This window comes from Pseudosporangium ferrugineum, assembly GCF_003002065.1.
GTDB classification, from domain to species: Bacteria; Actinomycetota; Actinomycetes; order Mycobacteriales; family Micromonosporaceae; genus Actinoplanes; species Actinoplanes ferrugineus_A.
Window position 1 is genome coordinate 1 of sequence record NZ_PVZG01000037.1, and the last position, 14,159, is coordinate 14,159.

A 14,159-nucleotide genomic window follows, 5' to 3' on the forward strand; every position below is an offset into this window, starting at 1 on the left:
TTTCGGATCCAGGTAAGCCATCAGACCCAGCAGACCTCCCTTCGAGTCTGTCCCGCCTGAAACGGGGATGTGTCAGAGCGCCTCGTGGCGCACTGGTACATCTTGACCGTGACGTCCTTGATCTTGACCTTGTCGTCAAGGGTGTAGTCGTCGAAGCGGGTCAGCTTGAGCTCGACGTTGTCCTGCCACGAGACGAACTTGACCGGGCCGTTGCCGATCGGCTTCTTGCCGAACTCCTCCGGCGTCTGCGTGAAGAACACGTCGGGCAGCGGCATGTACGCGCTGTAGCCGAGCTTGGTCGGGAAGATCGAGAACGGCGCGTTGAGGGTGACCTCGAACGTCGTGTCGTCGATGACCTTCAGACCGGACATCGTCTTGGACTTGGGCTCCGGCGCCTTCTTCGGGCCGTCGGCGTCCGGGTCCTCGGTGTGCACGTCGGCGAAGCCGGCGATGTCGCTGAAGAAGCTGCCGTTCTGCGCGCCGTTCGGCGAGTACGCGGCCCAGTTCCAGGCATCCACGAAGTTCTTCGCCTTGACGACGGTGCCGTCGTGGAACTTGGTGTCGGGCTTCAGCTTGATCGTGTAGACCTTGGAGTCCTTGGTCGTGATGTCCTGAGCGACGGCGTTCTTGGGAGCGCCACCGTCGTTCGGGTACTGGACCAGACCCGTCCACATGAAGTCGATGATCTGGCCGCCACCGGTCTCGGTGGTGTTGGCGGGAACGAGACCGACCTCCGGCTGCGTGCCGTCGATGGTGATCGCACCGTTTGCTGTATCGCCGCTGCCCTTGCCGGTATTGCTGTCATCGCTACCGCTGCAGCCAGCAGCCACGAGCGCGACGGCGGTGGTCAGAGCGACCACGCCAGCCCGCTTCGAGACACTCATTGGTCAAGGCCTCCTCTAGTTCTTACCTTGTGGGCTCATTCGAAGCATTCCACGGCTGCCATCGGCCGGGGGTGCCGTCCGAGTAGCGGCTACCTGCCGCAGGTGTGTTCCCAGGTCGTACGACTTCAAGTGGTTCGCCCGATTGACCACGAGAGCCGAACGGGCATTCGGCCATGCGCGCCGCTCCGGCACACCGCCTTTCGGCGGCGATGTGCTGCAGCGAACTCCGCGAAGACACGGGCGCCAGGTCGAAGCAACTCTGACACCCGCCGCCCATCTCGGAAAGGCGTGTTATCAAGCCGATACCCGGCGAAGGTTCCAGAACGGCGTCGAGGGGCATTCCTGTACCACCCCGGACGGCCATCCGTCCTGGTGATTCGCCCCTCACCTGGGAAATTTCCGGATGCACCCCCGCCTTCGCGCCCGGTTACCACCGCTCTGTCCTCATACCAACTGAATCCTGAACAGGTCGACCCGCTGCGCGGAGTCGATCGCTACATTGGTCACCCTTTTGGAGTGCCCGTACACATTCTGCCCGAAGAACAACGGGAGGATCGGCATATCCTGGGCGAGAATGTCCTCGGCGTCCCGCCATTTCGTCACCGCCGCGGCCCTGGTCGTCGCGGCCGACCCGGCCGTCACCAGGCTGTCGTAGGCGGAATTGCTGTAACCATGGACATTGACGGAGCCCCCGGTGCCGTACACGGGCGCCAGGTAACTCTCCATCAGCGGGTAGTTCATCGTCCAGCTCATCCGGGTCAGGTCGCCGGCCCGCCGTTCCTCCGCATTTACCAGCATCTCCGAGACCGTCTTGCGGCCGGCCGGGGTGCACTCCACGCCGAGCGCGGCGCCGATCTGCCGGCAGACCTCCTCGATGACGGCCCGGTGCCCGGGCGCCTCGTTGTAGGCGATCGTGAGGCTCGGCGGCCCACCGGCGGACGCGTACAGGGACTTGGCCTTGTCCGGGTCGTGCGTGCAGTAGTCGCAGGTGCCCTGCCGGTATCCCGGGACCACGGGCGAGACGAACGCCGTCGCCGGCGTCTCGGCACCGTGGAACAGCTGCTCGGCGAGCTGGTCCCGGTCGATCGCCATGGACAGCGCCCGGCGGACCTCCGGCTTGGCGAACTCGGGCCGTTGCACGGGTACGCCGACGAAGGTGAACGTCGAATTCGGTGACTTCTGGAGCCGGTCGCCGAGCTCCGCGGGCGCCTTGGCGAGCCGGTCCGACGGGACCTCGGGCAGGACGTCCAGGTCGCCGGCCTTCAGGTCGTCGTACGCCTCGCCCAGATCCGAGTAGATCTTCCAGGTCAGGCTTTCGACCTTGGGCTGCGTGCCGGCGAACCCGCTCACCCGGGTCATCCGGAGCTCGGTGCCGTCGCCGACGGGCTCGGTCAGCTTGAACGGACCGTTACCGACGAGGGCGCGGTCGTAACCGTCGGCGAGCTCGTTCGGTGCGCGGAACGCCGACTTGGGCAGCGGGTAGAAGGCCGGCCCGTTCAGCAGCGACGCCCAGCCGGCGAACGGGCTCGAGAGCGTCACGGTGAAGGTGGTGTCGTCGACCTTCTTCAGCCCGGTCAGGGCCGTGGCCTTGGGCGGCGGCGCCTGCTCCGGGCCGTCGGCGCCGTCCGGGTCACGGGACTGGAGGTCGGCGTACCCCTCGATCCGCTCGAACGACGAGGCACCGCTCTGCGCGTTCGGGCCGTACGCACCGTAATTCCAGGCATTGATGTAGTTGTCGGCCGTCACGGCCTCACCGTTGTGGAAGGTGAAGCCGCTCTTCAGCTTGATCGTCCACGTCCTGGCCGACTTGTCCGCGGTGACCGATTCCGCGGCGGCCGGCAGCGGCTCGCCCTTTTCGCTGAAGGTCACCAGCGGATAGAACAGCGCGTCGAGGATCTGGCTGCCGCTCACGTCGACCGTGTCGGACGGCAGGAGGCTCCGGGGTGCGCCGATGCCGATCACCGGCCCACCGGAGGGCGGATCGTCGTCCGATCCCCCGGTGCACCCGGCGGTCGCCAGGATGACGGCCACCGCCACCGACGCGGCCGTCCACGATCTCCTGCAGAGCATGGGCAACTACTCCTTCGACGCGGAAGGGGCCCATCATGCCACCCGGCCGGAGCGGCCGCGGAACCGTCGAGGTCAGACCAGGCGCCGGTCCGCCGCCCACCGGGAGAGCTCGTAGCGGTTGCTCATCTGCAGCTTCCGCAACACGTTGGAAACGTGCGTCTCCACCGTCTTGATGGAGATGTACAGCTCCTTGGCGATCTCCTTGTACGCGTACCCGCGGGCCAGCAGTCGCAGCACCTCGCGCTCGCGGTTGGTGAGCTGGTCGAGCTCGGGGTCGGCCACCGGCACGTCCGGGCGGGCCGCGAAGGCGTCCAGGACGAAGCCGGCCAGCCGGGGGCTGAACACCGCGTCGCCGTCCGCCACCCGCTTGACCGCCGCGGCCAGCTCGTCCGGCGAGATGGTCTTCGTGACGTAGCCGCGGGCGCCGGCCCGGATCAGCCCGATGACATCCTCGGCGGCGTCGGAGACCGACAGGGCCAGGAACTTGACCTGCGGATGCGTACGCCGCATCGCGTCGAGCACGGCGCGGCCCCCGCCGTCGGGCATGTGCACGTCGAGCAGGACCACGTCGGGCAGGGTGGCCGCGATCCGGGTGACGGCCTCGGAGACGGAACTCGCCTCCCCCACCACGTCGACGTGCGCGCCCAGCTCGGCGCGGACGCCGGCCCGGAACATCGCGTGGTCGTCCACGAGGAAGACGGTGAGGCGGCGGCCCTCGTCGGTAGTGGGCTCGGTCATCGTGCGTTCTCCTTTCCGGCGGTGACGCTCTCCCGCGAGGCGGGCAGCGTCAGGCGTACCTCGGTGCCGTCCCCCGGCGCGCTGCGGATCACGGCCTTGCCGCCGTGCCGCTGCATGCGCCCGATGATGGAGCCGCGTACGCCATGCCGGGTATCTTCCACCTCGTTCGGGTCGAAGCCCGCGCCGCGGTCGCGCACGAAGACGCTGAGCTCCTCGTCCTCGACCTCGGCGTAGAGCGAGACGGTCTGCATGCCCGAGTGCCGGGCCGCGTTGACCAGCGCCTCGCGGGCGGCGGCCACCAGGGCGGCCACCCTCTCGTCACACTGCGTGTCGCCGACCACCACCGTTTCGACCGAGATCGCGTACGTGTCCTCGACCTCGGCGGCGGCCTGCTCGAGCGCCGCACCGAACCGCTCGGTCGGCGACGCGGTCGGCTTGTAGAGCCAGTTGCGCAGCGAGCGCTCCTGGCCCCGGGCGAGCCGCTGCACCTCTTTGATGTCGGTGGAGTTGCGCTGGATCAGGGCGAGGGTGTGCAGCACCTGATCGTGGATCATGGCCGCGACCTCGGCGCGCTCCTGCTCGCGGATGCGGCCCTCGCGCTCGTTGCGCAGCTGGCTGAACGTACGCCACAGCAGCGGGGCGACCACCACGCCGACGCCGAGCAGGCCGACGAACGCGAAGATCACGCCGTTGAAGACGGTGGCGAGGTTGCCCTTCGGCAGGAAGACGGCCATCACGCCGATCACGCCGACGGCGACCAGCACCCCGCCGCCGATGAACCGGAACACGAACGAGCGGCGGTCACTCTCCGCCACCACCGCGGCCAGCCACGGGGCCTGCGATCCGTCCGCCCACTGCCCGCGGCGTACCGGGTCGGACTGGTGCCAGATGACGCCGGCGCCGACCGCGATGATCGCGACGAGCCAGCCGGCCGGTCCGGCACCGCCGCCGTCGCGGAACACCAGCCCCTGCAGCAGCACCACGCCCAGCCCGATCGCGCCGAACGGCAGCAGCAGGGCCAGGTCGCGGTGCGGCTTCGCCTGGGCGGTCGGGATCTGCTGAGGCAGGACGGCCCAGAACACCGCGTACAGAAGAAGACCCAGGCCGTTGAAGCCCAGCAGGACCACCAGGGCGACGCGGACGACCGTCACGGAGATGCCGAGATGACGCGCGATGCCCGACGCGACACCGGCGATGACACGATGGTCACGCGGCCGGTACAGGCGGCGCGGCGGCAGTGCGGCGGTGGCGGTGGCGGTGATCGTTCTGCTCCTCGTTCCGGGGCCCGCGAATGGGCCGCTTCGATCGTCACACGTCCGAGGGGCGCGGGCTACGGGGAAAGTCCCCTATGAAGGGGGCCGCAGGATCTCAGGGTGGCCTCAGGGTCGCCGCCTGAGGCGGGCCGGGTGCCGGTACCGCCAGTATCGAAGTCATGACCGACGAAGCTGCCCAGTCCCGCGAAGCTGCCGGGTCGTCGCAGGACGCTCCGGCACCTTCCGCTCCACCCGCTCCGCCCGCTGCACCTGCTCCGCCCGCTGCTCCGGCCTCTTCCGCCGCCGACGCCCCGGCCGCCGCTGACATCCCGGCCGGCGCCGCGGACACCCCGGCCGGCGCCGCGGACACCCCGGCCGGCGCCGCGGACACCCCGGCCGGTGACATCCCGGCCGCTGCTCCGCCTGCGGGGGAGGTCCCGTCGGCGTATGAGCCGCCCGTGGCCGGAGCCCCGCCCGCCGCGGACCCGCCGCCCCCGCCGGCCCCGGACGCCTCGCCGTCATCGGCCACCCCGCCCGGCAGCACCCCGCCGCCCGGCGGCCCGCCCCCGGGCGCGACCCCGCCTCCCGGTGGGCCGCCGCCCGGCAGCACTCCGCCGCCCGGCGCCCCGCCGCCCTGGTTCGGCGCACCGGACGGCCCGACCTTCTCCCGCGAGAACCTCGTCCGGCCGCGGCGTGGCCGCTACATCGCCGGCGTCTGCGGCGCGATCGCCCGGGCCACCAACACCGATCCGGTCCTCTGGCGCGTCCTCCTGGCCGTCCTCGGCTTCTTCGGCGGCGTCGGCGTCCTCGTCTACCTCGTCGGCTGGCTGCTGATCCCCGCCGAGGGCGACACCGCCTCGCCGGTGGAGTCGCTGCTCGGCCGGGGCCGTTCGTCGATGGCCCCGCTGTCGGTGGTCGTCCTCGGTGCCGCCACCGCCCTGACCTTCGCCTTCATCGTGCAGGACGGCTTCCGGGCCACCCTGCTGGCAGCCGCCGTGCTGGTCTGCGGCGCCATCGCGCTGAAGAAGACGCACCGGGCCGGCCCCCCGACCGGTGAGCCCGCCGCCGACCGGTGGGCCCCGGCCACCGATCCGTGGGCCGCCACCGCCGACCCGTGGGCGGCGTCGACCGCCACCTTTCCCCAGGCCACGCCGCCGACGGCGCCGGGCGCGCCCGCCTCGCACGGCGGTGCCTTCGCGGCCGCCGGCGCTCCGGCGCCCACGGCCGCGCCGGCCGGCGAACCGCTGACCGAGCACCTGCCGCCGCGCCCGCCGTTCGCCACCTCGGCGCCGGCCGCTTCCCCCGCGCAGCCCCCCGCCTACGGCCCGCACACCGCCAGCCCGCACGCCGCCACCAGCCCGCACACCGCTGCCGGGCCGCACACCGCTGCCGGGCCGCACACCGCCGCTGGGCCGGCCGCCCCCTCCGCGCCGCCGGCCTGGGGCACGTCGTCGGCGCCGGCCTGGTCCGTACCGCCGTCGGCCCCGCGCGGCTCGTCGGCACCCTGGGCGCCGCCGGCACCGCCCTCCCCGCCGTGGCCGCCGAAGGTGGGGTTCACGCCGAAGTTCCCGCCGGGGTTCACCCCGCCGCCCGGGGGCTACCGGGCACCGTTCGCCCCGCACGGCCCCTGGGCTCAGGGTTCGGGACGCCATCACGGTGCGTCGTGGCAGGGCCCCGGCCGGCCGCCCGCGCCGCCCCGGCCCAAGAAGAAGCCGCGCGAGCGCTCCAAGCTGGGCCGCATCACGTTCTTCGGGCTCGTGGTGGCGATGGGCCTCGTCGCCCTGACCGACCTGGCCGGCGCCGATGTGCCGGTGTCGGGCTACTTCGCCGCCGCCCTCGCCACGATTGCCCTGGGGCTGATCGTCGGCGCCTGGTTCGGCCGGGCCCGCGGGCTGATCTTCCTGGCCATCCTCGCCACGCTCGGACTGTCGATCTCCACCGGCGCGGAGCAGTACGGCCCGGAGTTCGCGAACAACGCCTACCGGCCGCAGAGCGTCGCCTCGGTCGCCGACCGCTACGACTTCTCGGTCGGCAACGCCACCCTCGACCTGCGCGCCCTGGACTTCACCGGCCACGACCAGGCGGTGACGATCGCGATGAAGTTCGGTCAGGTGCGGGTGCTGCTGCCGGACAAGGTCGACACCACGACGAGCGTCACCATGAACGACGGCCGCGTGCTGCTCTACGGCCGCGACGTCACCGGGAACCTGAACGTGCAGGGCGCGACCGATCTCGGCCCGGACGGCGAGGGCGGCGGCAAACTGCGACTGACCATCCAGCTGAAGACCGGCAACGTGGAGGTGACCCGGTGAAGCCGCACCGTACCGACGGCATCTCGCTGAGCTTCGGACTGATCTTTCTGCTGGTCGCGGCCTGGTGGGCGGTCTCGCAGGTGGTGACCGTACGGCTGCCCGCCCTGGGCTGGCTGGTCGCGAGCGTCCTCATCCTCTTCGGCGCGATCGGCCTGCTGGGCGCGATCCGGTCCGGCCGCCGCACCGAGGTGGCCGCGCCGGTGGCCGCGGAGGCCCAGGTGGAGACGCCGGGCGGGCTGCCGGCGGACCTGCACGCGGACATCGTCCGCGAGCTGCTGCACAACCCGGCCGACCGCATCGACCTCCCGCCCGTCCCGCAGACCGCACCCGTCCCGGCCCCGGTCCCGTCCGCCCCGCCGGCCCAGACCCCGCCGACCCAAGCGTCAGCGGCCCAGGCCCCGCCGCCCGAGGCGCCGCCGGCCCAGGCCCCGCCGGCCCAGGCCGCTCCGGCCCCCGAGCCGCCGACGTCCGAACTCAGGACGCCGACCGGCGACGAACCGCCGACGTCCGACCTGAGGACCACCACCGACGAAGCGCCGACGTCCGAGCTGAAGACCACCACCGACGAACCGCCGACCTCCGAGCTGGGCACGGCGGCGGAGGGGACCACCGGGCCGGACCGGCGTCAGGACTGAGCGCACCCGCCGTCCGCGGGCCACACCACCGGGTGAGGGCCGCGGACGGCGCAATATGCTCTTGTCCATGACGCCGTTTCCCACCGTGTCCACCGCCCCCGTGACCGGCGTCGGCCCCCGAGCCGCGCGCAGCCTCACCGCCGAGTTCGCCCGCCACAACGAGGCGACGACCGCCCTGGTGATCGGCGCCGACCATTCGTCGGCCGTGGTGGCCGCCGCCGTCGAGGCGCTGCTGCCCGGCGACACGCTGATCCTGGTGGCCGGCGAGCGCAGCACGGCCGAGCTGCTCCGGGACCACATCACCGGGTTGGGCAGCTGGATCGCCGACCGGGTGCGGATCGTCGACTCCCTCGCCGAGGCCGAGCCCGCCGACGTGGTCGTTCTGGGCGAGCCGCTGACCGGCACCGCCGAGGAGGCCCGCGCCGTCCTCGACGGCCTGAGCAAATACCTGACGGACGGCGCGGTCGTGTCGGTGGCCACGCCGGCCACCCCCGGGCGTACGGGCGGAGCCGCCGCCGAGCTGTTCCGGCAGAGCGCCCTCTTCGGGGTGGGCTCGGACCTGGTGGTCCGCAACCAGCCCCCGCTGCGCATCCACAAGCTGCGGTTCAGCCGGGCCGACACCGCGAAGGCGGCGACGCTGGCCCCGGCGTACCGTCCCTCCAGCGTGCCGGTGACCCGGAGCATGCACATCGACTCCAACGGGGTTGCCGCCGCGGGCATCGCGCTCGGGCTCGCCGCCCTGGCCAGGTCCGCCCGGCCCGCCTCGAAGCTGTGGCTGCTGCCGGCGCTGGCGGCGGCCCCGGTGGCGGCCTTCTTCCGGGACCCGGAGCGGGACACCCCGACCGACCCGCGCGCGGTGGTGGCGGCCAGCGACGGCAAGGTGCTGTCGGTCGAGCGGCTCACCGACGAGCGGCTGGGCGAGGGCGAGTTCCTGCGCGTCGCCGTGTTCCTGTCAGTCCTCGACGTGCACGTCAACCGGGTGCCGGTGGCCGGCCGGGTCACCGACTACTTCGTGATCGACGGCGGGTACGCCAACGCCATGACGGCGGCCGCGGAGCACAACGTGGCGGCGTACACGGTGCTGGACACCGACCACGGCACCGTGGGTGTGGTCCAGCGGACCGGCCTGATCGCCCGCCGCATCGTCCAGCGCACCCCGGTCGGCACGCTCGTCGCCCGCGGAGAGCGGATGGGCCTGATCCGCTTCGGTTCCCGCACCGACGTCTACCTGCCGGCGGACCGGGCGGACGCCACGGTAACCGTGGGCGACCGGGTCATCGGCGCGAGCTCGGTCATCGCCCGCTGGCGCTGAGCGACGGCCTGAAGAAGATCCTGTCGCTGTCCCCGGGCAAGCGGGCAAGCGGGCAAGCGGGCAAGCGGGCAAGCGGGCAAGCGGGCAAGCGGGCAAGCGGGCAAGCGGGCAAGCGACTGATCATGCGTGCGTGCCGTCTCGGCCAGGACAGCCCTGCCGGCGACGTCAGCCAGGCCTGCGGAAGTGCGTTCGCGGAAGGTGACCCATGTCTCGAACCCGCCCAACGAGAGGTTGAACCGCTTGCCACCCCACCTCGTTCGACTGGCAACGCGCTGATTCACAGCGGAGCTGGAAGACATGCAAAGGAGGACACATGCCAGACGATCTCCCAGGCATGTACGCGGGGAATAACAAATATACGGCCGAGGTGAGGCGAGGGTCGATACTTCCTCCGGAGGAGGGACTGCTCATCACTCGCTCCGTTGTCGTACAGGTTGAGGGACCTGATGCTCCCGGGCCGAGCTCTACGCCGCAGAACCGTGATGCCTACCCCGGTCTGCATGATGAGGATGCGATCAGGGCAGCGGTTTCCGGGTCGAGTCCGCGGGGCGCCGCCGGCGAGGCGCACGACGATGACCGAGAAGCTCGGCATCGGGCCATGGCCGCGCGGTACTGGGCAAGCAAGGGTACGCAGCCTTGGACAGCATCCTCTCAGCCTCCGGAGCGTTCCGCTCCCTCTGTCGGCACTCAGGTCGCCGAAGGCAGCCGTCAGCAACCGGCCGCGCCGACGGCGTACACCAGCACGCCTACACAGCCCATCTGGAGGCCGACCAATCACCTGCGGGAGGCCGCGGGAACGCCGAGTATTTGGGCTCAGCCCCGGCCTGAGGCATCGCATGTCTTGAAAGGTGCGATTCCGGGCCAGAGGCCGGTCACACCTTCCCGGTCCGCGCGAGGTCCTCAGCGCTGAGCTCAGTGAATGATCCGATGACCGGATGTTCGAGGAAGAGGGCATACCGGGGGGATATACGGCCTGGGCGTTCTCCAAGCCCCACCGGGGTCAGGCCGGTGGGGCTTGCGGTAAGCGCAGTGGAGGTCAGACCCGCTTGGCGCGCAGCCACATGACCGGGCCGCTGCACAGATACGCCCCGACGACCAGGACGAACGTCAGCCTGGCGTCCACCAGGGCGCCGACCACCGGCAGCAGCCACACCCACGGCGGCAGCTTCACGATCCGGGCGAGCTTCGCATACGGGAAGCTGGACACCATCGCGAAGCCGAGGACCGCCACGCCGCCGAGCATGACCATGCCGGGCAGCGGCAGCCCGATCAGCACCATCAGCGCCAGCACCGCCGCGACCATGGTCGTGGGCACGCCGGAGAAGAACTTGCCGTCCTTGGGCGAGACGTTGAAGCGGGCGAGCCGGATGGCCGCGCAACCCGCGACGAGCATCGACGCCACCGCGGCCGCGGCCGTCGGCACCGTGTGCGCCAGGGACGCGTAGACGACCACCGGGGCGGCCAGGCCGAACGAGCACATGTCGGCCAGCGAGTCCATCTGCGCGCCGAACGGGCTGGAGACGCCGAGGCGGCGGGCCAGCGCGCCGTCGAGGCCGTCGAAGGCGACGCAGGCCACCAGGCAGGCCGCCGCCAGCCGGGTGTCGCCGTGCATGGCGAGGAAGATCGCGAGGAGCCCGAGGCCGAGGCTGGCCAGGGTGCACGAGTTGACCAGGGCGAACGAGATCCGGCGGCGGACCGTGTGCTCGCCGGGCAGCAGCGCCTCGGCGGACTCCTCGGCGACCACGATCGGCGGGGCCGCGAGGACCGGGCCGTGGCTGCCGGAGGTGGCCACCGTACGGCCACGTCCGGCGTACGGGACGAGATCTGTGCCGGTGTAGATCACCTCGGCCCGGGTGGCGGTGGCAGCCCGGCCCGCATCCGCGGATCGGCGCCCCACGCGCACCAACAGGGCCTGCCGGGCGAGACTTCCGCCGCGGGCCAGCCGGCCTGCCCAACGACGTCCGGCGGGACGGGGACTATCCGTCGTACGACGCCGGCGCCAAGGGGTTCTCGGCACGTGCTCCTCCATCTTGGGGTCGGTCTGCCCGCCGGCTGTGGCCGTTGCGGGGTGCTGCCTCTCGCCCGTACGTCTACGGACCGTCACTAAGGCGGGTTACACAATCGCACAGCCGCGCGCTCTTGGCGAGAGACGAATCGACCGTCCTGTGCAACATCGTGCTGTGGAGTTTTCATCCTCCGCAGGGGCGAGAAGGCACGCTCACTGCTCGGCCCTGTGACGAGTCTAACCGAGGTCCCACAACCCTCTTCCCCGATGAGCCGTTTCGCGGGCCAGCCGCCGCACCGCCGAGGCGGCCACGTCGGTCAGCGCCATTTCACCCACTGTGACCTGGTCGAACCACCTGGCCGCCTCGGTGGAGCCGCCCGCCTCCTCGGTCACCACAGGTTCTGTCGGCCGATCCACCACGACCCTGAACACCGCGCGTACGGCGTGCCAGTCCAGCGGCACGCCCTCGGGGCCGAGAGCCGCCGGGTCGTGCCGGTGGGAGATGCCCACCAGCCCGGTCACCCGCCCGTGTTGCCCGGTCTCCTCGACGAGTTCGCGGGCGAGCGCGGCCTTCGGTAGCTCGCCGTGGTCGGTCCCGCCGCCGGGCAGGTGCCAGCGCCCGGCTCCGGGGTATCCGGGCGCGATCCTGGTGAGCAGGACGCGGCCGGCCGGGTCGGTGACGATCCCGTACGCCGCGAAGCGCTGGTTGGTGCGCCGTTCGGGCAGCTCCGGGTCGCCGGGAACGTCGGAGGGCGCGACCGGCAGCCCCAGCACACCCGCCGTGAACGGCATGAGCGGGATCTCACCCGGCGTGATCCAGGCGACGCGGTCCGTCGTACCCGAGGCCTCGTCGCGCAGGTCTCCACCCACGATCTCGACGTCGTAGATGATCCGATCGGTGTGTTCCCACGTATCCGTGTGCGGAAGGCGGAAGACGTCGGCGGTCACCGAGTGGAGGCCCGTGATGCGTACCTGAAGGCCGGTCTCCTCGGCGAACTCCCGGAGGACGGTGTCGTCCGGGTGCTCACCCTGCTCGACGCCGCCGCCCGGCAGCGTCCACAGGCCCGGAAAGGCGGACAGCTCCGAGTTGTGCGCGAGCAGCACCCTGCCGGCGGCGTCGCGGCAGATTCCGTACGCGCCGATTCGTCTGACCTTCACGGGTCCAGGCTATCCGGCGGTCAGATCAGCCCCGCGGCCTTGAGCGCCTCGGCGGTCACCTCGGTGAGCCGGTCGGCGGGCAGCTCGGCGACCTCCGAGAGCGCCATCCAGCACGCCTCGTCGGTGGAGCCGCCGACGTCCTTGACGGTCACGTCGGTGGGCGCGTCGACGGCGACCCGGTAGAAGGCGCGGACGCCGTGCCAGTCGATCGGGTAGCCCTCGGGGCCGAGCGAGGCGGCGTCGCGGTGGCTGGCCACGCCGAGCAGCTCCACGAGGCGGCCCTCCTGGCCGGTCTCCTCGACGAGCTCGCGGATCAGGGCGGTGCCGGGCTGCTCGCCGTAGTCGGTGCCGCCGCCGGGCAGGTGCCAGCACCCCTCGCCGGGGTAGCCCGGCGCGATCCGGGTCAGCAGCAGCCGATCCCGGGGGTCGGTGGCGATCGCGTACGCCGCGAAGCGCTGCGCGCGGTGCAGCCCGTCCGGCCCCGGATAGGCGTAGAAGGACGGGAAGTCCGGCGCCTCCTCGGGCCGCAGGTCGGCGCTGGCGGCCGGCAGCCCGAGCGCGGCCGCGGTGAACGGGCGTAGCCGCAGCTCCTGGGCCTCCTCGAGGGTGTGCCACCGGGCCAGGTCGGTGGGCCGGCCGACCCGGTCGATGAGGTTGCCGCCGCGCACCGACACCTCGTAGACGAGCCGGTCGGTGTGGATGGTGACGCCGCGGTGCGGCAGGGAGCGCATGTCGGCCAGCACGTCCCGCAGCCCGGTGACGGTGACGGACAGGCCGGTCTCCGCGGCGGTCTCGCGGACGACGGTGTGGTTCGGGTCCTCGCCGTGGTCGACGGCGCCGCCGGGCAGGGACCACACCCCGGGAGTGCCGGAGCGGGTCGATGCCCGGACGAGAAGAACGCGGCCGTGGGGATCGGTCGCGACGGCGTAGGCCGCGATCCTGCGGAGCGGTTCCAGTGCGGGGGTCACGGGCGGCATCTTGCCCGGTTTATGTTAACTCCAGGAAACGTCTGTCGGATTCCTGACAGGGCGATAGCGTTCAGTAATCGCAGTTCAGGGCGGTTCTCCGCACTGAGCGCAGTAAGTATGTAACACACAGCAATACCCCCAGATCACCGCACCCCTGGCGGAGAATCAGGGTCGGACTCCGGGCCTTCACCGAGGCCGGCGAGCCCCGGAAAGCCGACTCTTGAGTCATGACTGATCCCACCGTCGCCCCGTACAAGCAACTCCGCCGTCCCTACGACGACCGCATCGTGGCGGGCGTCTGCAGCGGCCTCGGCCGCTACCTCAACGTCGACCCGGTGCTGATCCGGGTGGGCTTCGCCGCCGTCGCCGTGATGACCCTGGGCACCGCGCTGCTGGCGTACCCGATCATGTGGTTCCTGATGCCCGAGGAGCCCGGGCCGGCGGCGCCGCCGTGGCACGACCCCGCGGACCCGGCCTGGGGCCAGGCGCCGGGCTACCCGGCGGGGGCCGGCTATCCGGCGGCGACCGGGCCGGCGTATGCCCCGGCGACCGAGCAAGCCTATCCCCCGGCGAGCGGACCGGCGTCTGCCCCGGCCGGCGGGCTGGTGTCTGCCCCGGCCGGCGGACCGGCGTCTGCCACGGCGAGCGAGCCGGCGTCTGCCCCGGCCGGCGGACCGGTGTCTGCCACGGCGAGCGGGCCGGCAGGGGCCGCGCCGACGTCGGGGGCGCCGGTGAGCACCCCGCCGGCCGCGTGACCGTCCTGGCCGGGCGACCGTCCCGGCCGGCAAGGACCACGACCGGCTACCGCAACGACGAGGGCCGCG

The 14,159-nt window shown here is 72.0% G+C and carries 10 protein-coding genes and 1 pseudogene; 4 read left to right on the forward strand and 7 right to left on the reverse strand.

Features of this window, described 5'->3' with window-relative positions; all coding sequences use genetic code 11:
* Window positions 1-20 precede the first annotated feature (20 nt).
* The 4 genes from CLV70_RS36660 to CLV70_RS36675 form a co-directional block, all read right to left on the reverse strand.
* Complete coding sequence (locus tag CLV70_RS36660) at window positions 21-884, reverse strand: peptide ABC transporter substrate-binding protein (protein WP_106131225.1); 864 nt, start codon at window positions 882-884, stop codon at window positions 21-23.
* A 444-nt stretch (window positions 885-1,328) separates the two neighbouring features.
* Entirely contained in the window at window positions 1,329-2,954 is a 1,626-nt protein-coding gene (locus CLV70_RS36665; RefSeq protein ID WP_106131226.1) for a peptide ABC transporter substrate-binding protein, read from the reverse strand.
* A 72-nt stretch (window positions 2,955-3,026) separates the two neighbouring features.
* Entirely contained in the window at window positions 3,027-3,692 is a 666-nt protein-coding gene (locus CLV70_RS36670) for a response regulator (protein WP_106131227.1), read from the reverse strand.
* Complete coding sequence (locus CLV70_RS36675; RefSeq protein WP_106131228.1) at window positions 3,689-4,930, reverse strand: ATP-binding protein; 1,242 nt, start codon at window positions 4,928-4,930, stop codon at window positions 3,689-3,691. Before CLV70_RS36675 ends, CLV70_RS36670 begins: the two co-directional genes overlap by 4 nt.
* A 194-nt stretch (window positions 4,931-5,124) precedes the next feature.
* On the opposite strand from CLV70_RS36675, the gene CLV70_RS36680 reads away from it, so the two are divergent.
* The 3 genes from CLV70_RS36680 (at window position 5,125) to CLV70_RS36695 (ending at window position 9,204) form a co-directional block, all read left to right on the forward strand.
* Window positions 5,125-7,257, forward strand: coding sequence for a PspC domain-containing protein (locus CLV70_RS36680; RefSeq protein ID WP_146164307.1), 2,133 nt, complete (start codon window positions 5,125-5,127; stop codon window positions 7,255-7,257).
* The gene (locus CLV70_RS41545) at window positions 7,254-7,892 is read left to right on the forward strand and encodes a phage holin family protein (protein WP_245908744.1); all 639 of its coding nucleotides are present in this window, start codon (window positions 7,254-7,256) and stop codon (window positions 7,890-7,892) included. Before CLV70_RS36680 ends, CLV70_RS41545 begins: the two co-directional genes overlap by 4 nt.
* Before the next feature lie 67 nt (window positions 7,893-7,959).
* Window positions 7,960-9,204: a phosphatidylserine decarboxylase gene (locus CLV70_RS36695; RefSeq protein WP_106131230.1), complete on the forward strand. Its 1,245-nt coding sequence runs from the start codon at window positions 7,960-7,962 to the stop codon at window positions 9,202-9,204.
* Between the two features lie 1,036 nt (window positions 9,205-10,240).
* Here CLV70_RS36695 and CLV70_RS36700 read toward each other — a convergent pair.
* From CLV70_RS36700 to CLV70_RS36710, 3 genes are all read right to left on the reverse strand, one after another.
* Window positions 10,241-11,221 carry a CDP-alcohol phosphatidyltransferase family protein gene (locus CLV70_RS36700; protein ID WP_425440271.1) on the reverse strand — a complete coding sequence of 327 codons (981 nt, stop codon included), beginning with the start codon at window positions 11,219-11,221 and terminating at the stop codon, window positions 10,241-10,243.
* Between the two features lie 225 nt (window positions 11,222-11,446).
* Entirely contained in the window at window positions 11,447-12,367 is a 921-nt protein-coding gene (locus tag CLV70_RS41910) for an NUDIX hydrolase (protein WP_106131231.1), read from the reverse strand.
* Window positions 12,368-12,387: 20 nt separating this feature from the next.
* Window positions 12,388-13,335 carry an NUDIX hydrolase gene (locus tag CLV70_RS36710; protein WP_106131250.1) on the reverse strand — a complete coding sequence of 316 codons (948 nt, stop codon included), beginning with the start codon at window positions 13,333-13,335 and terminating at the stop codon, window positions 12,388-12,390.
* A 227-nt stretch (window positions 13,336-13,562) separates the two neighbouring features.
* Here CLV70_RS36710 and CLV70_RS42170 point away from each other — a divergent pair.
* Window positions 13,563-13,907 (forward strand): annotated as a pseudogene (locus CLV70_RS42170) (PspC domain-containing protein); the annotation flags it as partial.
* Window positions 13,908-14,159: the final 252 nt, after the last annotated feature.

Excerpts from the sequence above, each read along its gene's own strand:
- CLV70_RS36680 (WP_146164307.1), top strand. The coding sequence starts at position 5,125 with ATGACCGACGAAGCTGCCCAGTCCCGCGAAGCTGCCGGGTCGTCGCAG.
- CLV70_RS36670 (WP_106131227.1), bottom strand. The coding sequence starts at position 3,692 with ATGACCGAGCCCACTACCGACGAGGGCCGCCGCCTCACCGTCTTCCTC.
- CLV70_RS36665 (WP_106131226.1), bottom strand. The coding sequence starts at position 2,954 with ATGCTCTGCAGGAGATCGTGGACGGCCGCGTCGGTGGCGGTGGCCGTC.
- CLV70_RS36695 (WP_106131230.1), top strand. The coding sequence starts at position 7,960 with ATGACGCCGTTTCCCACCGTGTCCACCGCCCCCGTGACCGGCGTCGGC.
- CLV70_RS36660 (WP_106131225.1), bottom strand. The coding sequence starts at position 884 with ATGAGTGTCTCGAAGCGGGCTGGCGTGGTCGCTCTGACCACCGCCGTC.